Genomic DNA, 17,729 nt, shown 5'->3' with positions numbered 1-17,729 from the left:
GATTTCGCCGGAATCCTTCCGGCCAGCGGTAGTTCAGCCGGCGGCCAGGTCGTCGAGCCAGTCGCGGCTCGCGCGGGCGACGCGGGCGGGGACGCCGAGCCCGTCCAGGAGCTCGGCCGCGGCCTGCATCTCGTGGCGGCGCCGCACGGCGTGGGTGCGGGAGCCGGTGACGAGCCGGTCGAGGGTGGCCGCATCGGCCTTGACGAGCTCGTCGGCGATGTTCCCGGCGAGCCAGTCGGCCAGCCCGGCCGCCTCGGCCGCGGCGAGCGCCTCGACGGCGGCGGCCGCCAGGCCCTTGTAGAACACGCTGCGCAGCAGCTTGCGGGTGGCGGCGAGCCCGACCGGCCCGTCGAGCACCTCGACCGGCGTGCCGAGCGGCCCGAGCACGGCGGCGAACGCTCGCGCCCCCGGCCCGCTGGCGGTCATGGGGGTGGCCAGGCCCCGCGGCGGCACCGGCGCCATGATCGCCACGTCGGCGACCACGACCCGCTCCCCCGCGGCGCGCAGGACGGCCTCCTTCACGGCGGGCGCCGCGGTGTTGAGCTCGCCCCAGACGGTCCCGGGCGCGCAGCCGGGCCGCCCCTGCTCGAGCGCGGCGAGCGCGTCGGCGGCGCTGTTGACGCTGAGCACGACCCCGGCCCCGGTGCAGGCCTCCGCCGCATTTTTCCCCTGGTGTACCCCCGGAGGCGCGTCGACCCGCGGGTCGTACCCGCGCACCGTCGCCCCCGCCGCGACGAGATCGGTCGCGAACCGCCCCCCGGCCTCGCCCAGCCCGAGCACCGCGATGACCGGGCTCACGCCATGACCTCGTCGAGGCCGCGCAGGTGCTCGATCACGCTGGCGATGTGTTCGCGCATGGCGGCCTCGGCCGCCTTCGGGTCGCGCCGGCGGATCGCCTCGATGATCCGCTCGTGCTGCGGCAGCGACACCGCCGGCCGGCCCGGGTGCAGCGACAGCATGAACTGGTGGCGCACCAGCTGCCCGCGCAGCGTCTCGACGATGCCGTCGGCGGTGCGGTGCGCGGCGATCGACCGGATGAGCGCGTGGAGGCGCTGGTTGAGGTCGCTGTACCGGTGGAACTCCCCGGCCGCGACCGCCCGGCGCATCAGCAGCGCCACCTCGTCGAGCTCGCTGGCCTGCTCCCCGCTGACCCGGGCGGCGGCGCGGGCGGCGATGAGCCCCTCGACCACCATCCGCACCTCGCTGATCTCGATCGCCTCCTCGACGGAGACCTTGCGCACGTGGGCGCCCCGGTTGCGCTGCACCTCGACCAGCCCGTCGGCGGCGAGCTCCTGCAGCGCGGCGCGCACGTTGAACCGGCTGGCGCCGAGCCGCTCGCACAGGTGGGCCTCGACGAGCCGCTCGCCGGGCAGGTACTCCCCGCGCAGGATCGCCGTCCGCAGCGCCTCGCGGGCCAGCGCCGCGGGCGAGCCGGTTGACGTCTGCGCGGACACGGCCGAAGTGTCGCAACCAGCCGACGGCATTGTCAACAATATGCCGCCCGGGGACCGGATGAGCTGCTGATGGTCGGAGCCGGATCGTTGACAATCCAAGTCGGCGGCGATGCGCATAAAGTGGCGGCGTGACGCAGCAGATGATCCGGCTCACCGGCTACGCCCACGGCGGCGGCTGTGCCTGCAAGATCCCGCCCGGCGAGCTCGAGGCCGTGGTCGCCGGGCTCGTCGGCGGCCGCGCCCCGGCCGGCCCGGGCGAACTGCTCGTGGGCCTCGACGACGGCGACGACGCCGCGGTCGTGTCGATCGCGAACGGCCTGGCCGTCGTGGCGACCGCGGACTTCTTCACGCCGGTGGTCGACGACGCGTACGACTGGGGGCGCATCGCCGCCGCGAACGCCCTCTCCGACGTCTACGCGATGGGCGGCCGGCCGGTCGTGGCGGTGAACCTGCTCGCCTGGCCCCGCGAGGTGCTGCCGCTGGAGCTGGCGGCCGAGGTGCTGCGCGGCGGCCTCGACGTCGCCCGCGAGGCCGCGTGCCACGTCGCGGGCGGGCACTCCGTCGACGACCCGGAGCCCAAGTACGGCATGGCGGTCACCGGCCTCGCCGACCCCGAGCGCCTGCTGCGCAACGACCGCGGCCGCCCGGGCCTGCCCCTGACGCTCACCAAGCCGCTCGGCATCGGCGTGCTCAACAGCCGGCACAAGGCCACCGGCGAGCCGTTCCCGCACGCGGTCGCGGCGATGACCGCCCTCAACCGCGACGCGTCCGAGGCCGCGCTGGCCGCGGGCGCCGAGTGCGCCACCGACGTGACCGGGTTCGGCCTCCTCGGCCACCTGCACAAGCTCGCCCGGGCCAGCGGCGTGACGGCGCTCGTGGATGCGACGGCGGTACCGTACCTCGACGGCGCCCGCCGCGCCCTGGCCGACGGGTTCGTCAGCGGCGGCACGCGGCGCAACCTCGACTGGGTGCGCCCGCACCTCGACGCGGGCGCGGCGAGCGAGGACGAGCTGCTCCTGCTCGCCGACGCCCAGACCTCGGGCGGCCTGCTCGTGGCCGGCGAGATCCCGGGCTTCCCGGTGATCGGCGAGCTCGTACCGTCGGAGGGCCCCACGATCCGCGTCCGCTGACCGGTTTCCCGGCATTTCGCGGTCTTCGCCGCGACCCCCTGAACAGCCCTTCAGGGGGTCGCGCGCTGCGGCTCCACCACGTACTTGGGGTCCTTGGTCGAGGCCACGCCCGCCTCGAAGACGCCGAAGCGGGTGGCGAGGGAGCCGGCCAGCAGCGCCGCCCCCGACAGCGCCGACAGCAGCCGGCTGCGGCGGCCCAGCAGCGCGCCCGCGGCGCCGGCGAGGTTGAGCTGCCGCGCGGCGCGCAGGAGGCGGCCGGCCTTGCCCGTGCGGTACGGCTCGCTGAGCAGCCCCAGCCCGTGCTCGATGCGGTGCGTCGCGGCCAGCTCCAGGGCGACCCCGGCGACCGCGAGCGTGCGGGCCGGCCCGCCCTCGCCGGTCGGGGCGGCGATGAGCCCGACGGCCGCGCCGCTGGCCAGGGCGCTGCCCGCGAACGCGAACGGCAGGTCGTCGCGCGCGGCGTGCCACGACGGGGCGGCGGTGTCGGCGAGGAGTACGCCCGTGTAGGTGGCCAGCGCCGGGGCCAGGGCGGCCGCGCCTAGACCCGCGGCCCGGCCGGCGCCGCCGATGAACCCGCGCGGCCGCGCCTCGGTGGTGGCCGCGAGCCCCGCGGCGCCGCCGAACGCGCTGAGGATCCACGTTCCCATCGACATCGGCGAGGTCGGCTTGGCCACGCGCAGCATGTGGTGGAAGCGCTCGGGCCGGCCGAGGTCGTTGATGAGGAAGTACGTGCTCGCCCCGAGGGCGCCGAGCGCCGCGAGCCGGGCCGCGCGGCGGGTCCGCGGCCGCCCGGTCAGGTCGGCGCCGGCCGCGAGCAGGGCGCTGCCGGCCGCGAGCCCGCCGGTGAACAGGTAGGCGGGAACGTCGTGCCGCCACACCGGGGTCTTGACGATGGGCCGGCCGTAGTACGAGCGGAAGTCCGCCTGCGGCACCTGCACGTCCTCGCCGCCGTGCTCCCGCCGCGGCCGCCGCTCCCCGGAACGTGACCCGGCCTCCCCGCCGTCACGCGACCGGGCCCCCGAGCCGCCACCGTCGCGCCCCTGGACACCCGAGCCGTCGGCGTCGCGCGCGCGGGAACGTCCGGCGCCGCCCCTCGGTACCGGATCGTTCGAAGGCCGCCGCTCGCCGGACGACCGCCAGGCGCCGTCGTTGGCGCCGGGGTCGGAGTCGGAGCGCTGGGTCACGGGCGCCGTCCCAGGAACGACACGGCCGTCGCCGCCGCCATCGCGAGTGCGGCCAGTCCCGCCCGCTTCCACATGCGAGGCAGGTTACGCGTCGTGACGACCGGGGCCGGCGGCAGCCCGTACACCTCCGGCTCGTCCAGCAGCAGGAAGAACGCGCCCTGCCCGCCGACGCCGTCGTCCGGGTCGTGCCCGTAGAGCCGCGCCTCCGGCCGGTCCAGCTCCTCGAGCCGGGCCGCGGCGCGCTCGCGCAGCTCGTCGAGCGGCCCGTACTGGATCGACTGCGTCGGGCACGCGGTCGCGCAGGCCGGCATGAGCCCGTCGCCGATGCGGTCGTAGCACAGGGTGCACTTCCAGGCCCGCCCGTCGCCCTCGCGGCGGTCGATCACGCCGTAGGGGCAGGCGGTCACGCAGTACCCGCACCCGTTGCAGATGTCGGCCTGCACGATGACGGTCTCGAACTCGGTCTGCATGAGCGCCCCGGTCGGGCACACGTCGAGGCAGGCCGCGTGCGTGCAGTGCTTGCACACGTCGGACATCATCAGCCAGCGCATGTCCCCCGAGTCGTCGTGGGCCGACCGGGAAGGCACAGGCTGCTCGATGAAGGCGACGTGCCGCCAGGAGTTCGCGTCGAGCTGCCCGGTGTTGTCGAACGACATGCCGAGCAGGTCGAGGCCGTCGGCGGGGATCGCGTTCCACTCCTTGCACGCGACCTCGCAGGCCTTGCAGCCGATGCAGACGCTGGTGTCGGTGAAGAAGCCCATCCGCTGCGGTGTCTGCTCGGTTGTCACAGCCCGGCCCTCCGGTTGTAGTCGTCGACGAGGGCGCGCAGGGCGGACCCGCGCGGGCGGCGCCCGGGCCGCACGTCGCAGGTGCCGACCTTGCTCTCCTGGATGAGCACGTTCGGGTCGAGCACGATGCCCACGAGGTCGTTCGCGGAGTCGCCGGTCGTGAGGCCGGAGCCGCCCCAGTGGTACGGCAGCCAGATCTGGTGCACCGGCCGCCCGTCGATGCGCAGCGGACGCATGCGCGCGGTCACCATGACCCGGGCCTCGATCGCCGAGCGGCTGGTGACGACGTGCGCCCAGCCCAGGTGGGTCAGCCCCCGCTCGGCCGCGAGGGCGGGCGAGACCTCGACGAACATCGCCGGCTGCAGCTCGGAGAGGTAGTCGAGGGTGCGGCTCATCCCGCCGGCGGTGTGGTGCTCGGTCAGCCGGCTGATGGTGAACACGAACGGGAAGACGTCGCTGCGGGCCGGGTTCATCGGGTTCTCGGAGCGCTGGTACCGCTTGCGCGTCGGGTTGGCCTGCTGCTTGTACAGCGGGTTCTCCACCGGCGACTCGGCCGGCTCGTAGTGCGTGGGCATCGGCCCGTCGACGAGGCCGGAGGGCACGAAGAGCCAGCCCTTCCCGTCGCCCTGCATGACGAACGGGTCGTCGCCGGCGATCCCGGCGGACCCGGCCGTGCCCGGCTCCGGACGGTACGACGGCGGCTTGGTCTTCTCGAAGTCGGGCACGTCCGGCCCGGTCCACTCGCCCTTCGCCGCGTCCCAGTACACATAGGACTTCCGGGCGCTCCAGGGCCGGCCCTCGGGGTCGGCGGAGGCACGGTTGTACAGCATCCGGCGGTTCATCGGCCACGCCCAGCCCCACTCGAGGCCGATCGGGTCGTCCCCGGACGCGGGCGTGCGCCGCGCGGCGCCGTTGACCCCGCCCGCGAAGACCCCGGAGTAGATCCAGCAGCCGCAGGCCGTCGAGCCGTCGTCCTTGAGCTCGAAGAAGCCCGAAACCACCTCGCGGTCGGCGACGCGGTATCCGTTGATCTCCCGCAGCACCGCCTCCGCCGAGGGCTCGCCGTGCACCCCGTGCGTGGGGTAGTCCCAGGTCAGGTCGTGCACGGCCCGGTCGCGGTCCAGCGTCGAGCCGGCCAGGCGGGCCCGGATCAGCCGGCCGAGGTGGTAGAAGAACCACAGCTCGGAGCGGCAGTCGCCCGGCGGGTCGACGGCCTTGTGGCGCCACTGCAGCAGCCGCTGGGTCTGGGTGAACGTGCCCTCCTTCTCCACGTGGGAGGCGGCGGGCAGCAGGAACACCTCGGTCTTGCACTCCTCGGTGACGATCTCGCCGGACTCGATCTCGGGGGCGTCGCGCCAGAACGTGGCGCTCTCGATCTCGTACAGGTCGCGGACCACCAGCCAGTCGAGCTGGGCCAGGCCGAGCCGCTGGGCCCGCCCGTGCGCGGAGCCGACCGCTGGGTTCTGGCCGAGCAGGAAGTACCCCTTGATCTTCCCGTCGAGCATGGACAGCACCTGCTGGTAGGTGCCGTGGTCGCCGGTCAGGCGCGGCAGGTGCCCGTAGCAGAAGTCGTTCTCCACGGTCGCGGCGTCGCCGTAGTATGCCTTGAGCAGGCTGACCGCGAACGCGCGTGCGTTGCCCCAGTAGCCCTTCTGCCCCGGGTGGCGGATCGCGTCGACCCACTCGTCGAACGTGTCGTGCTTGCCCGCCGTCGGCATCGGCAGGTAGCCCGGCAGCAGGTTGAACAGCGTCGGGATGTCGGTCGAGCCCTGGATGCTGGCGTGTCCGCGCAGCGCCATGATGCCGCCGCCGGGCCGGCCCATGTTGCCCAGCAGCAGCTGGATGATCGCGCCGGTGCGGATGTACTGCACCCCCACCGAGTGCTGCGTCCAGCCGACCGAGTACACCAGCGCGGTCGTGCGCTCCCGCCCGGAGTTGCGCGTCCACGCCTCGCAGACGGCCGCGAAGTCCGCGGGCGCGACGCCGCACACCTGCTCGACGACCTCGGGCGTGTAGCGCGCGAAGTGCCGCTTCAGGATCTGGTAGACGCACCGCGGATGCTGCAGCGTCTCGTCCCGTTGCGTCGCGGCCGGCACCGGCGGTCCGTGGGACTCGTACTGCAGCCCGTCCGCGGTCTCCGGCGTCTCGTGGCCGTGCTCCCTGTCCTGGTGCCCCTCGTACTGCCACGACGACGGGTCGTAGGCCTGCGTCCTGTCGTCGAAGCCGGAGAACAGCCCGTCGAGGTCCTCGGTGTCGCGGAACTCCGCGCGCACGATCGTGGCCGCGTTGGTGTACGCGACGACGTACTCCCGGAATTCCAGCTCGTTGCTCAGGATGTAGTTGACGACACCCCCGAGGAACGCGATGTCCGACCCGGCCCGGATCGGCACGAACTGATCGGCGACGGCGCTGGTGCGCGTGAACCGGGGGTCGATGTGGATGACCTTCGCCCCGCGGGCCTTGGCCTCCATCACCCACTGGAAGCCGACCGGGTGGGCCTCGGCCATGTTCGAGCCCTGGATCACGATGCAGTCAGCGTTCGCCAGGTCCTGCTGGAATCCCGTGGCGCCGCCGCGACCGAAGCTGGTCCCCAGACCGGGGACGGTGGCGGAGTGTCAAATCCGCGCCTGGTTCTCGATCTGCAGTGCGCCGATCGCGGTGAACAGCTTCTTGATGAGGTAGTTCTCTTCGTTGTCGAGCGTCGCGCCGCCCAGGCTGGCGATGCCCAGCGTGCGGTTGAGCGGCCGGCCCTCCTCGTCCTCGTCCTGCCAGGTCTCCGCGCGGGCGGCGACGACCCGGTCGGCGATCATCTCCAGCGCCGTGTCGAGGTCGAGCTCCTCCCACCCGGTGCCGTAGGGCCGCCGGTACTTCACCTTGGTCGCCCGCAGCGGGCTGGTGACGAGGCTCTTGCTGGCCGAGCCCTTGGGGCAGAGCCGGCCGCGGGAGATCGGGCTGTCGGGGTCGCCCTCGATCTGGGTGACCTTGCCGTCCTTGACGAACACCTTCTGGCCGCAGCCGACGGCGCAGTAGGGGCAGACGGACCGCACGACCGAGTCGGCCTGGGTGGTGCGGGCGGTGATGGCGTCGGTCCGGGGTGAGCGCACGGCCTCGCCGCGGCCCGTGGGATCGGGCCCGGTGAGCTGCCGGTACACCGGCCATCTCCGCAGCCATTCCATGGCACCGACTCTAGGCCAAAGCGGGCCCCCTTGCGCGCCGGAAAGAATGGCCCATCCGGTGCTCGGCGCGCTGACCGCGGCGATGCTCGCGACAACCGTCCGGGCGACCGTAATGTGAGGCCGGTGACCGAAGCCGCGCGCCGCCCCGGCCGCCCCCGCCAGCTGCACCGCGAGGACATCCCGGTGGCCGCGGTCGGGGTGATCGACGCGGAGGGGCTCGAGGCGCTGACCATGCGCCGGATGGGGGCGGCCCTGGGGGTGACGGCGATGTCGCTGTACCGCCACACCCCGGCCCCGTACTACGACGCCTGGGGCGAGGCCGGCCTGGCCGCGCTCCTGCGCGGATTCGCCGGGTGACCGTGGAGATCCTGCTGCTCGCCGACACCCACGTGCCGCAGCGCGCCCGCGACCTGCCCGCCGCGCTCTGGGCCGCCGTCGACGCCGCCGACGTCGTGATCCACGCCGGCGACTGGGTCGACGTCTCGCTGCTGGACGCCCTGGAGGCCCGGGCCGCGCGGCTCATCGGCGTCTACGGCAACAACGACGGCCCGGCCCTGCGCGCCCGGCTGCCCGAGGTGGCCGACGCCGAGCTGGCCGGCGTGCGCGTCGCGGTCGTGCACGAGACCGGCCCCGCGACGGGCCGCGAGCGGCGCTGCGCCGAGCGGTACCCCGGCCGCGACCTGCTCGTCTTCGGCCACTCCCACATCCCGTGGGACACCGTCGCGCCCGGCGGCCTGCGGCTGCTCAACCCCGGCTCGCCGACCGACCGCCGCCGGCAGCCGCACCGCACCTACATGACCGCGACGCTGGAGGCCGGCGAGGTGCGGCAGGTGGTGCTGCACCGGATCACACCGGCAGGCGCTCCAGGGTGAAGTAGCGCTTCATCCAGGGGATCAGCTGGCGGTACGCCACGATGGTGTCCGGCTGCGCGTTGTCGTGCGACAGGATGATCGAGCCCTGGCGCACGTTGCCCTTGATCTGCGCGATCACGCGGTCGATGTGGGCCTGGTCGTTCTTGTCCGGCTTGTGGTTCCAGTCCTGCGGGTCGACGTCCCAGTAGATCGAGGACATGCCCATGGACTTGGCCTTCGCGACCAGGTCCGGGGTGAAGTTGCCGCCGGGCGCGCGGAAGTACTTGATCGGCGCGTCCGCACCCACAGCGGCGTGGATCGCCTCGTTGGTCTTGGTCAGGTCCCAGTCGATGTACGACGGGTCGCGCTTGGCCAGGTCGGTGAGGTGCTGCCAGGAGTGGTTGCACAGCGTGTGGCCGTCGGCGTAGATCTGCCGGACCAGCTCGGGATGGTCGCGGACGCGGAAGCCGACCAGGCAGAACGTCGCCTTGACGCCGTTCTCGCGCAGGACCTGCAGGATCGCCGGCGTGTTGGTCGGGTCGGGGCCGTCGTCGAAGGTCAGCGCGACCGCGGTGCCCTCGGTGCGCGACAGCGAGCTGGCCGGGCCGTGGCCGGTGCCGGGCGCACGCACGGTGAAGGCACCCTCGGCGGTCTTCGACGGCGTCCGGCTCGGGGTCGGCTTCGCGGTCGTGGGCGACGGGGGCGGCGGGGCAGCCGACGTCGGTACGACCGGGGGCTCCGCCGACAACACCGGGCCGACGCTGCTGTGGCTGCCCGCGGGGAGGCCCGGCTGGGCGCTGCTCGCGGGCTGGTGCCGCCCGCACGCAACGGCGCCGACCAGCACTCCGAGCAGCACCACCGCGGCCGCGGCCGGGAGGACGTATCGAGACTTCTGGTTGCCGGGCACCCGGCCACGCTAGCGGACGACGGACAGGTTGCGCACCCCCGCGTACCGTGACGGAGGTGACGGTGCCGGTCGGACTGCTGCCCCATCTGCGCCGCGCGCGCGACCACGTCGACCGGCACTACCAGGAGCCGCTGGACCTGGACGGGGTCGCGGCCGTCGCCGGCGTCTCGAAGTACCACTTCGTGCGCTGCTTCGAGCGGACCTACGGCGAGACGCCGATGCGGTACCTCACCCGCCGCCGCATCGAGCGCGCCCAGGACCTGCTGCGCAACGCCAACCTGACCGTCACCGAGATCTGCATGGCGGTCGGGTTCACCAGCCTCGGCTCGTTCTCGGCGAAGTTCACGCGGCTGGTCGGGGAGAGCCCGGCGGCGTACCGGAACCGCTGGGCGAAGGCGGGCGCGCCCCACGTGCCCGGCTGCTGGCTGTTCATGGCCGGAGTGATTCGCAATTTTCGAGAAGGCCCGCAGGATCACCCCCGGTAACGTCCCGGCCATGATTACCAACATCTCCCTGGTCACCGTGTACTGCCTCGACCAGGACAGGGCCCGCGACTTCTACGTGAACGTGCTCGGCTTCGAGGCGAGCATGGACGTCACCATGGGTGAGTTCCGCTGGGTCACCGTGAAGCACCCGAACCACCCCGAGCCCGAGGTCACCCTGATGACGCCCGGCCCGCCGCTGGACGACGACGCGGCCGCGTTCGTGCGCCGCCAGCTGGAGAAGGGCGGCATGGGCGGGCTCGGGCTGCGCGTCGACGACTGCCGCAAGACCGCCGCCGAGCTGCAGGCCAAGGGCGTCGAGTTCGTGCAGGAGCCGGAGGACCGCCCGTACGGCGTCGAGGCCGTCTTCCGCGACGACAGCGGCAACTGGCTGGTGATGGTCGAGCCGAAGATGTACGGCTAAGGTTCGCGCATGGGCCGTCGTCAGGAGCACGCGGCGCGGCTGCGGACCCTCGGCGACTGGCCCGGGTACCTCCGCGAGCACGGCGGCCTGCCCGGCCCGCGGGCCAACCTCGAGCTCGTGCTGGCCGTCGCGGACGTCGCCGGGCCGGACACGGTCGACGCGCTGATCGGCACCGGCGAGGAGTACCTCGTCCTGTGCGGCGTCGCCGCCCTCACCGACCCCGGCCGCCTGCGCGCCCACGCGACCGACGGGCGGTGGCGGGTGCGGGAGGGCGTCGCGATGGCCCTGCAGCGCCTCGGCGACGCCGACCTGCCCCGCCTGCTCGACCTCGCCGACGACTGGGCCGGCGACGCGCACCCGCTCGTGCAACGGGCGGCGGTCGCCGGCGTCTGCGAGCCGCGGCTGCTGAGGTCCCCGGCGGCCGCGGCGCGCGCGGTCGCGCTCTGCGACGCGGTCACCGCCGCCCTCGCCGCCCGGCCCGCGGCGCAGCGCCGCGACGAGGACGTCCGCACGCTGCGCAAGGCGCTGGGGTACTGCTGGAGCGTGGCCGTCGCCGCCGACAAGGCCGCGGGCCTTCCCGTTTTCGAGCGGCGGGCCGGCAGCGACGACCCCGACGTGGCCTGGATCGTGCGGGAGAACCGCGGCAAGGCGAGGATGCGATGAGGACCGTCCACACCGCCGACCTGACCGCCGGCGAGCGCGCTCAGCTGCGCGTGATGCTCGACGCCGCGTTCGGCGAGCGGTTCACCGACACCGACTGGGCGCACGCGCTCGGCGGCCTGCACGTGCTGTTCGAGTCCGGCGGGCGGATCGTCGCGCACGCCTCGGTCGTGCAGCGCTCGCTGCTGGCCGACGGGGTGCCGCTGCGGGCCGGGTACCTCGAGGCGGTCGCCGTGCACCCCGGCCACCAGCGGCTCGGGTACGCCGCCGCCGTGCTCGACGAGGCGGAGCGGATCGTGCGCGCGGGGTACGACATCGGCGCCCTCTCGGCCTCGGAGCGCGCCGCCGGGCTCTACGTGCGCCGCGGCTGGATGCTCTGGCCGGGTACCACCGCCGTGCTGACCCCCGGCGGGCTGGTGGCGACCCCGGACGAGGACGGCAGCACCTACGTCCTGCCGATCGCCGGTCCCCCGGCCGGCGGCGTCCTGGCCTGCGACTACCGGTCCGGAGATTTCTGGTAGGGCGATGTCGGACCGGCCCCCTCCCGTTCGAGGAGGGGGTATGAGAGACATCCGCATCGCCGGCGTACTCGCCGGGCCGCTGTTCATCGGCGTCAGCCTCGCCCAGGCCCTGACCCGCGAGGGCTTCGACGTCACCCGGCACGCCTGGAGCCTGCTCAGCAACGGCTCCCTCGGCTGGCTGCAGTTCGCCAACTTCGTCCTCACCGGCCTGCTCGTGCTCGCCGCGGGCGCCGGCATCGCCCGGTCCGTGCCGCAGAGCCGCTGGGCGGGCCGGCTCGTCGGCGTCTTCGGCCTGAGCATGATCGCCGCCGGGTGCCTGCGCGCGGACCCGGCGCTGGGCTTCCCGGCCGGCACCCCCGACGGCCCCGGCACCGTCAGCTGGCACGGCATCGGGCACCTCGTGGCCGGCGCGATCGGCTTCCTGTGCGTCGTCGCGGCCGCCTGGGTGCTGGCCCGCCACCAGCCCCCGGGCCCGGCGCTCTACTCGCGGGTGTCCGGCACGGCGTTCCTGCTGGCGTTCGCCGGCATCGCCTCGGGCAACAGCGCGCCGGGCTTCACGATCGGCTTCATCGCCGGGGTCGTGATCATCTTCACGTGGCTGGCGGTGGTGTCGCTCCGGCCTGATCCAGTGTCCTGAACGCGTGCACGGTCACCGCGACCGGGACGGTGCCGGGGCTGTGCGCGGGGCGGGCCCGGGCGTGCAGCGCGTCTCCGAGGGCCTGGATTCCGCGGCGGTACCGTTCCCAGTCCTCCGGCGCCACCCAGAGCTCGCCGTCCGTCGTCACGCCCGGGTGCTCCGGGTCGCGGCGGGCGGCCCGTTCGCGCAGCCCATGCGCCAGGGTCCCGGCCAGGAACGCGGTGCCCTCGCGCTGGTCGGACAGCGGGGAGCCGGCGACGGTGCGGTACCGCCGCTCGTGCCCGCCCCGCCGGGTGCGCTCCTCGGCCAGCTCGACGAGCCCCGCGCTCGCGAGCTTCCGCAGGTGCTGGCTGGCCAGGGCGTGCGAGACGGCCAGCTCCCGGGCCAGCTCGGCGGCCGACATCGGCCCCGGCCACATGAGGTTGAGCATGCGCAGCCGCAGCGGGTGGGCGAGCGCGCGCAGGACATCGTCGGCCATACCCCCAAGTATATGCTTGGGGGTATGGCATGGGCGACGGCTCGGGTCCTCGGCGACCGCAACGCGCGGCTGTACCTCAGCGGCGTCTTCGTCGCCGGCTTCGGCGACTCGGCGATGGCCCTGGCCGCGGGCGTCTGGGTGAAGACCACGACCGGCTCGGACGCCCTGGCCGGGGTCGTGAACGTGGGCCTGTGGCTGGCCCTGCTGCTGGGCCCGGTGCTGGGCGGGGTGGCGGACCGGGTGAACCGGCGGCGGCTGCTCGTCGCGGTGAACCTGGCGCTGGGGGCGGTGATGGTGGTGGTCGCGGCCGGGCACGTCTGGCTCGTCTTCGCCGGCCTGACCCTGGTCGGGGTGGGCGCGGTGCTGATCGAGGCGGCGGAGGCGGCGCTGCTGCCGTCGGCGCTGCCGGCCGGCCTGCGCGGCGACTTCAACGGCCTGACCCGCACGGTCACGGAGGGGATGAAGCTGTTCGCGCCGGCGGCCGGGGCGGCCCTGTTCGCCTGGCTCGGCGGCCCGCCGGTGGCCCTGCTCAACGCCGCCACCTTCGTCGCCGCGGCGCTCGCCTTCGGCCTGCTGCGGGTGCGGGCACCCGAGCCCGCACCGGTCGCTTCGGTCACCGCGCCGTCGCCCGCTCGCGTGGCGGTGCTGCGCAACCGTGAGCTGCGGGCCCTGATCCTGGCCGGCGCGGCCGCGATGGTGGCCTCCAGCCTGTCCAGCAGCGCCACGTTCGCCCTGCTCGACGCGCTGCACCGGCCCCCGGCGTACGCGGGCGTGCTGACCCCGGCACAGGGGCTCGGCTCCGTCGCGGGCGGACTGCTCGCGGGGACGCTGATGCGGCGCTGGGGCGAGCGCGGGTACGCGACGCTGGGCCTGACCCTCTTCGCCGTCGGCGCCCTGCTGCGCGCGACCCCGTGGACCTGGTCAGTGCTCGTAGGATGCGTGCTGATCGGGCTGGGCCTGCCGGCGCCGCTGATCGCGGCGATCACGGCGGTGCAGCGGCTGATCCCGCAGCAAGCGCTGGGCCGGGCCGCGGCGACCGCGAACTCGGTGATGTTCGTGCCGACGGGGCCCGCGCTGCTGCTCGGCGGCCTGGCCGTCTCGACGCTCGACTACCGCGTGCAGACCGTGGCCGCGGCCGCCCTGGCCGGCGCGGCCGCGCTGGCGACCCGGCTCGATACGATCACAGCATGGGCCCGGACGGTGTGACCCCCAAGTCCGACATCATCGGCTGGATCGCGTCCGGCCCGTAGCCGGCTCGGCGAGTTTGCAATGCCCGAATCCGCAACCGCTCCGCAGCACGCCGGTCTGGGCTCAGCTCGCTGGCGCGGGGAATTGCACCGCCAACTGCAGGCCGCCACCGGGATTGGGGCGAGCGGTGATCTCGGCGGCATGGGCGCGCGCGATTGCCGCGACGATCGACAGGCCCAGACCGGCGCTGTCGGCTGACCCCGTTCGCGCCGTGTGCAGCCTGCGGAATGGTTCGAAGAGCTCGCCAATGCGGCTTTCGGGTATCTCAGGTCCGGTATTGCGGACGGTCAGGCCGGCGGTGGGTGTGACCCGTATGTCCACCACGCCGCCGGGGTGGTTGTACCGGATCGCGTTGTGCACCAGGTTGGCTACCAGCCTGTGCAACAGGACCGGGTCGCCGATGACTGTGGCCGGTTCGGTCTGCTGTCTTATCAGGATGCCGCTGGCCGATGTTTCGCTGACCGCCTGGCGTGTCAGGACATCGAGGTCCACCGGCTCTGTGGACTCCAACCCGTTCTCGCTTTGGGCGAGGATGAGCAGGCTGTCGATCAACCGCTCGTTGCGCCGGTTGACCTCGAGCAGTTCGTCGCGCACCCGGGCAAGCCTTTGCGGGGACGGATCGTCCAGGCCGATCTCGATCGCGGCCCGTTGAATGGCCAGCGGGGTTCGCAGTTCGTGCGAGGCGTTGGCGATGAACCGGCGCTGGCTGTCCACGGATCGTTGAATGCGTTCCAGCATGCTGTCGAAGGTGTCGGCCAGTTCGGTGAGCTCGTCGCGCGGTCCGGCGAGCGCGATGCGTTCGTTCAGGTTGGACAGCGAAAGCCGCCTGGCGGTTGCGGTGATCTGGTGCACGGGGCGCAGCAGGCGGCCGGCCAGCCACCATCCGATGACGATCGACACGATCGTCAGTACGGCGACAGTGATGCCCGCGATGCTCCACTGGTAAGTGAGCACGGCATCGGGCAGATGTCTGAGGTCCGTGCTGCCGGGTGGCGACTGGGCCACCGGTGGCGGGTCGAGCGCCGGGTTGAGCAGGTCGATCCGGACGTCGGTGATCCGCTTGTCCAGGTTGCGTTTCAGTAGCAGGTTGGTGGTGACGAGTACGGCTGCCGAGGTAAGCAGGAACAGGCCACTGTAGACGGCGGTGAGCCGCACCCGCACGGTGCGGCGTTTCACAGGTGGTACCCGACGCCCGGGACGGTGTGAATGCACGGTGGGTTCCCGAGCTTGGATCGGAGCCTGCTGATGATGACCCGGACCACCGTGGTGAACGGGTCGACATTCTCATCCCAGGCCAGCTCGAGCAGTGTTTCGGCACTGACCAGGGCGCCGTTGGCCCGCATGAGTACCTCAAGTACGGCGTACTCCTTGACCGACAACGGCAGGTGGCGGCCGTCGCGGGTGGCCTGTCGCCGGGGCGTGTCGAGCACGATCCCGGCCCGTTGCAGGATCGGCGGAACGGGCGCCTGGCTGCGCCGTCCCAGCGCCTGTACCCGTGCCACGAGTTCGCTGTAGTCGAACGGTTTGGGAAGGTAGTCGTCGGCACCGAGGCCGAGCCCGGCGACCCGCTCGGGCACCGAGGTGGCGGCGGTCAGCATCAGGATCCGGGTCCGTGCGCCGCTCTGCGCCAGGTCGCGGCAGATCACGTCGCCGTGCACGCCTGGAAGGTCGCGATCGAGGACGAGGACGTCGTAGTCGTGGACGGCGAGCCGCTGCGATGCTGACGTACCGTCGTAGGCCACGTCCACCGCCATGGCCTGCTTGCGCAGCCCCTCGGCCACCAGATCGGCGAGCATCCGCTCGTCCTCGGCTACCAGGATTCGCATACCGCCTCTATATCAGAGGCCCCGCTACGTTGCCGTTAACGGTTGCGTTCACGCCCCTGCAACGGCATGACCACGATGGTGGGCGGCATGAAGAACAAGCTATGGATCGCAGCCGGCATGGTGGCGTCGGCCGCGCTCATCGGCTACGCCACGACGTTCATGAACGCCCCTGCCAGTTCCGCTGAAACGTCCAGCCGCCCACCGGCCTGCGCCGCCCGGCCGATCGGGCAGCCGTCCACGCCGCCGTCCGGCGGGTCCGTCCCGGTGCAGCCGACCACCATCACCACCATCGAGCAGGCGTACTACTGCATCTTCGACAATTACTACAGCGGGTCGGTACTGGACGACCGCACCCTGCTGGTGCCGGCCTTCGCCGCGCTCGCCCAGGAGCTGCAACGCCGCGGGCTGGATCAGTCGCAGGCCACGACGCCAGCCTTGACCGGTAGAAAGGACGCCGACTGGGCCGCGTTCAGCCGCGCTTACCAGAAGATCGCCGCGAAACTGCCGGAGGACTCCGCACTCCAGCAGGCTGTCGCGGAGGCGACGTTGCAGGGCATGGTGGCCGCTCTCGGCGACAACCACGCCAACTGGAGCCGCCTGCCACAGCAGCGAAGTCTGCTCGGCCTGAAGTTCTCCGGCCTGCGTCTCGATGGCACCGATCCGGCCATCGCAGCGCCGATCTTCGTCACCGCGGTCGCCCCGGGCAGCGGCGCGGAGAGCGCCGGGATCAAGCCGGGCGACGAGGTGGTCGCGGTCAACGGGGTACCGCTGATTCTCAATGGGATCGTGTCGGACGGTGTCGTTGAGTGGCTCACGACAGCGTCGCCGGAGCACCCGCTGCAGTTCACGCTGCGACGGCCAGTCACCGGCAAGACCTTCACCACGACGGTCACACCGGTCACGTTTCCGCAACAAGGACCGAAGGTCGAGACGAAGCTGCTGCCCGGTGACATCGCCTACGTCACGATCCCCGGCTTCTATCCCGGGGTTGCCGACCAGGCGCTCAATGCGATCGCCGACCTGCGCAAGAACACAACCCTGCGCGGGATCATTCTCGATCTGCGGGGCAACGGCGGCGGTTCCGGGGCGGAGAAAGAAAGGCTGCTGGGCGCCTTCGTCCACGGCAAGACCACAAGTTACTGGTGCGACGTGCGCGACCATTGCACCACCAACCACCCCGACGACACGGTACCGCTGCTGAACCTCCCCTTGGTCGCGCTGACCGACCGCAACTGCGCCTCGAGCTGCGACTCGTTCGCCAGCACAGTCAAGGATCTCCACCTCGGCACCCTGGTCGGTACCCGCACCGCGGGCCTCGTATCGGGCCCGACCCTGCCGTACATGCTCGACGACAACAGCGAGCTGACGCTGCCCAGTCTCCGCGAGATCGGCGCGAACCGAGAAATTGTCAACACCATCGGCGTCGCCCCTGACCATATGGCGCCGATGACCGGCGCGGACCTATCCGCTGGGCGGGACCCGGGTGTGGCGAAGGCCCTGACCCTGCTGCGATAGCCGTCGGCAAGCCGGCTGTTTCCGCGTGCGCGCGAGGTCCGCGCACGCACATGCACGAAGACCGCGGGCTCCGTCGGCACAGTGTGCCGACGGAGCCAAATCCCTCCCCAACGTCAGCGTGAACCCATGGCGGACCGGCAGCACCGTCGCCGCAGCCCTCGTCCTACTGCACTTCGACCACGCCCGCGCCGGACGACCACAGGACATGCAGGCACCTCTCTGCCCGACCTGCCAGCGTCAACACGCTGAAGGTGAACGAGGGTTACCTGCATATCAAGCATTTCAGGGCGCCTCGGGCCAGCCAGACCGATCAGTAACCGTGACGATCAACGCTCGAGAACCGGCGCGCGACCGGCGGCATAAGCGCATGCCAGGTTGATCTGCTACAACACGCAGGCTGGTCAAGGGTCACCGGCGGGGCGAGCGGTCGTCGTCAATCTTGGGCCGC

The 17,729-nt window shown here is 72.7% G+C and carries 18 protein-coding genes and 1 pseudogene; 10 read left to right on the top strand and 9 right to left on the bottom strand.

Annotated elements, in window-relative coordinates:
* Positions 1-33: 33 nt before the first annotated feature.
* Positions 34-798 carry a DUF1932 domain-containing protein gene (locus tag AB0B76_RS10310; RefSeq protein ID WP_360372556.1) on the bottom strand — a complete coding sequence of 255 codons (765 nt, stop codon included), beginning with the start codon at positions 796-798 and terminating at the stop codon, positions 34-36.
* Complete coding sequence (locus tag AB0B76_RS10305) at positions 795-1,454, bottom strand: GntR family transcriptional regulator (protein WP_360372553.1); 660 nt, start codon at positions 1,452-1,454, stop codon at positions 795-797. Before AB0B76_RS10305 ends, AB0B76_RS10310 begins: the two co-directional genes overlap by 4 nt.
* Positions 1,455-1,594: 140 nt before the next feature.
* Between AB0B76_RS10305 and selD the strand changes: the two genes are divergently transcribed.
* Entirely contained in the window at positions 1,595-2,584 is a 990-nt protein-coding gene (gene selD / locus AB0B76_RS10300) for a selenide, water dikinase SelD (protein ID WP_360372748.1), read from the top strand.
* A gap of 50 nt (positions 2,585-2,634) precedes the next feature.
* Here selD and nrfD read toward each other — a convergent pair whose 3' ends face one another.
* From nrfD to fdh, 3 genes are all read right to left on the bottom strand, one after another.
* Positions 2,635-3,522 carry an NrfD/PsrC family molybdoenzyme membrane anchor subunit gene (gene nrfD / locus AB0B76_RS10295; protein WP_360372745.1) on the bottom strand — a complete coding sequence of 296 codons (888 nt, stop codon included), beginning with the start codon at positions 3,520-3,522 and terminating at the stop codon, positions 2,635-2,637.
* Between the two features lie 242 nt (positions 3,523-3,764).
* The gene (locus AB0B76_RS10290) at positions 3,765-4,529 is read right to left on the bottom strand and encodes a 4Fe-4S dicluster domain-containing protein (protein ID WP_360372742.1); all 765 of its coding nucleotides are present in this window, start codon (positions 4,527-4,529) and stop codon (positions 3,765-3,767) included.
* Positions 4,530-4,552: 23 nt separating this feature from the next.
* Positions 4,553-7,732, bottom strand: coding sequence for a formate dehydrogenase (gene fdh / locus AB0B76_RS10285; protein WP_360372550.1), 3,180 nt, complete (start codon positions 7,730-7,732; stop codon positions 4,553-4,555).
* A 162-nt stretch (positions 7,733-7,894) separates the two neighbouring features.
* On the opposite strand from fdh, the pseudogene AB0B76_RS10280 reads away from it, so the two are divergent.
* Together AB0B76_RS10280 and AB0B76_RS10275 are read left to right on the top strand one after the other, a co-directional pair.
* Positions 7,895-8,023, top strand: a pseudogene (locus tag AB0B76_RS10280) (TetR family transcriptional regulator); the annotation flags it as partial.
* A gap of 68 nt (positions 8,024-8,091) precedes the next feature.
* The gene (locus AB0B76_RS10275; protein WP_360372739.1) at positions 8,092-8,604 is read left to right on the top strand and encodes a metallophosphoesterase; all 513 of its coding nucleotides are present in this window, start codon (positions 8,092-8,094) and stop codon (positions 8,602-8,604) included.
* On the opposite strand, the gene AB0B76_RS10270 is transcribed toward AB0B76_RS10275, so the two are convergent.
* Complete coding sequence (locus AB0B76_RS10270; protein WP_360372547.1) at positions 8,579-9,490, bottom strand: polysaccharide deacetylase family protein; 912 nt, start codon at positions 9,488-9,490, stop codon at positions 8,579-8,581. The two genes, AB0B76_RS10275 and AB0B76_RS10270, sit on opposite strands and share 26 nt — an antisense overlap.
* 56 nt (positions 9,491-9,546) lie before the next feature.
* Between AB0B76_RS10270 and AB0B76_RS10265 the strand changes: the two genes are divergently transcribed.
* From AB0B76_RS10265 to AB0B76_RS10245, 5 genes are read left to right on the top strand one after another with little or no spacing between them, the layout of a single operon-like run.
* Positions 9,547-9,975 (top strand): AraC family transcriptional regulator, encoded by a 429-nt coding sequence (locus AB0B76_RS10265; RefSeq protein WP_360372544.1) that lies wholly within the window; start codon positions 9,547-9,549, stop codon positions 9,973-9,975.
* Positions 9,976-9,985: 10 nt separating this feature from the next.
* Entirely contained in the window at positions 9,986-10,396 is a 411-nt protein-coding gene (locus AB0B76_RS10260) for a VOC family protein (RefSeq protein ID WP_360372541.1), read from the top strand.
* A gap of 9 nt (positions 10,397-10,405) precedes the next feature.
* Positions 10,406-11,059, top strand: a complete 654-nt coding sequence (locus tag AB0B76_RS10255) for a hypothetical protein (protein ID WP_360372538.1) — start codon at positions 10,406-10,408, stop codon at positions 11,057-11,059.
* Complete coding sequence (locus tag AB0B76_RS10250; RefSeq protein WP_360372535.1) at positions 11,056-11,577, top strand: GNAT family N-acetyltransferase; 522 nt, start codon at positions 11,056-11,058, stop codon at positions 11,575-11,577. Before AB0B76_RS10255 ends, AB0B76_RS10250 begins: the two co-directional genes overlap by 4 nt.
* Before the next feature lie 40 nt (positions 11,578-11,617).
* Positions 11,618-12,214, top strand: a complete 597-nt coding sequence (locus AB0B76_RS10245; protein WP_360372532.1) for a DUF998 domain-containing protein — start codon at positions 11,618-11,620, stop codon at positions 12,212-12,214.
* Here AB0B76_RS10245 and AB0B76_RS10240 read toward each other — a convergent pair.
* On the bottom strand, positions 12,168-12,692 hold the full coding sequence (locus AB0B76_RS10240) for a metalloregulator ArsR/SmtB family transcription factor (protein WP_360372529.1): 525 nt from the start codon (positions 12,690-12,692) through the stop codon (positions 12,168-12,170). The genes AB0B76_RS10245 and AB0B76_RS10240 overlap by 47 nt on opposite strands.
* A 24-nt stretch (positions 12,693-12,716) precedes the next feature.
* Between AB0B76_RS10240 and AB0B76_RS10235 the strand changes: the two genes are divergently transcribed.
* Positions 12,717-13,898: an MFS transporter gene (locus AB0B76_RS10235; RefSeq protein ID WP_360372526.1), complete on the top strand. Its 1,182-nt coding sequence runs from the start codon at positions 12,717-12,719 to the stop codon at positions 13,896-13,898.
* Positions 13,899-14,003: 105 nt separating this feature from the next.
* Here the strand turns inward: AB0B76_RS10235 and AB0B76_RS10230 are convergent, their stop codons facing one another.
* Together AB0B76_RS10230 and AB0B76_RS10225 are read right to left on the bottom strand one after the other, a co-directional pair.
* Positions 14,004-15,116, bottom strand: a complete 1,113-nt coding sequence (locus AB0B76_RS10230) for an ATP-binding protein (protein WP_360372523.1) — start codon at positions 15,114-15,116, stop codon at positions 14,004-14,006.
* Positions 15,113-15,766: a response regulator transcription factor gene (locus AB0B76_RS10225; RefSeq protein WP_360372520.1), complete on the bottom strand. Its 654-nt coding sequence runs from the start codon at positions 15,764-15,766 to the stop codon at positions 15,113-15,115. Before AB0B76_RS10225 ends, AB0B76_RS10230 begins: the two co-directional genes overlap by 4 nt.
* Positions 15,767-15,832: 66 nt before the next feature.
* Here AB0B76_RS10225 and AB0B76_RS10220 point away from each other — a divergent pair, with 66 nt between their 5' ends.
* Complete coding sequence (locus tag AB0B76_RS10220; RefSeq protein WP_360372517.1) at positions 15,833-17,281, top strand: S41 family peptidase; 1,449 nt, start codon at positions 15,833-15,835, stop codon at positions 17,279-17,281.
* The last annotated feature ends 448 nt before the right edge of the window (positions 17,282-17,729 follow it).

The sequence above is a fragment of the Dactylosporangium sp. NPDC049140 genome, from assembly GCF_040648435.1.
Note: the sequence above shows the minus strand (reverse complement) of the source record. Positions and strands in the feature narration are given on the sequence as shown.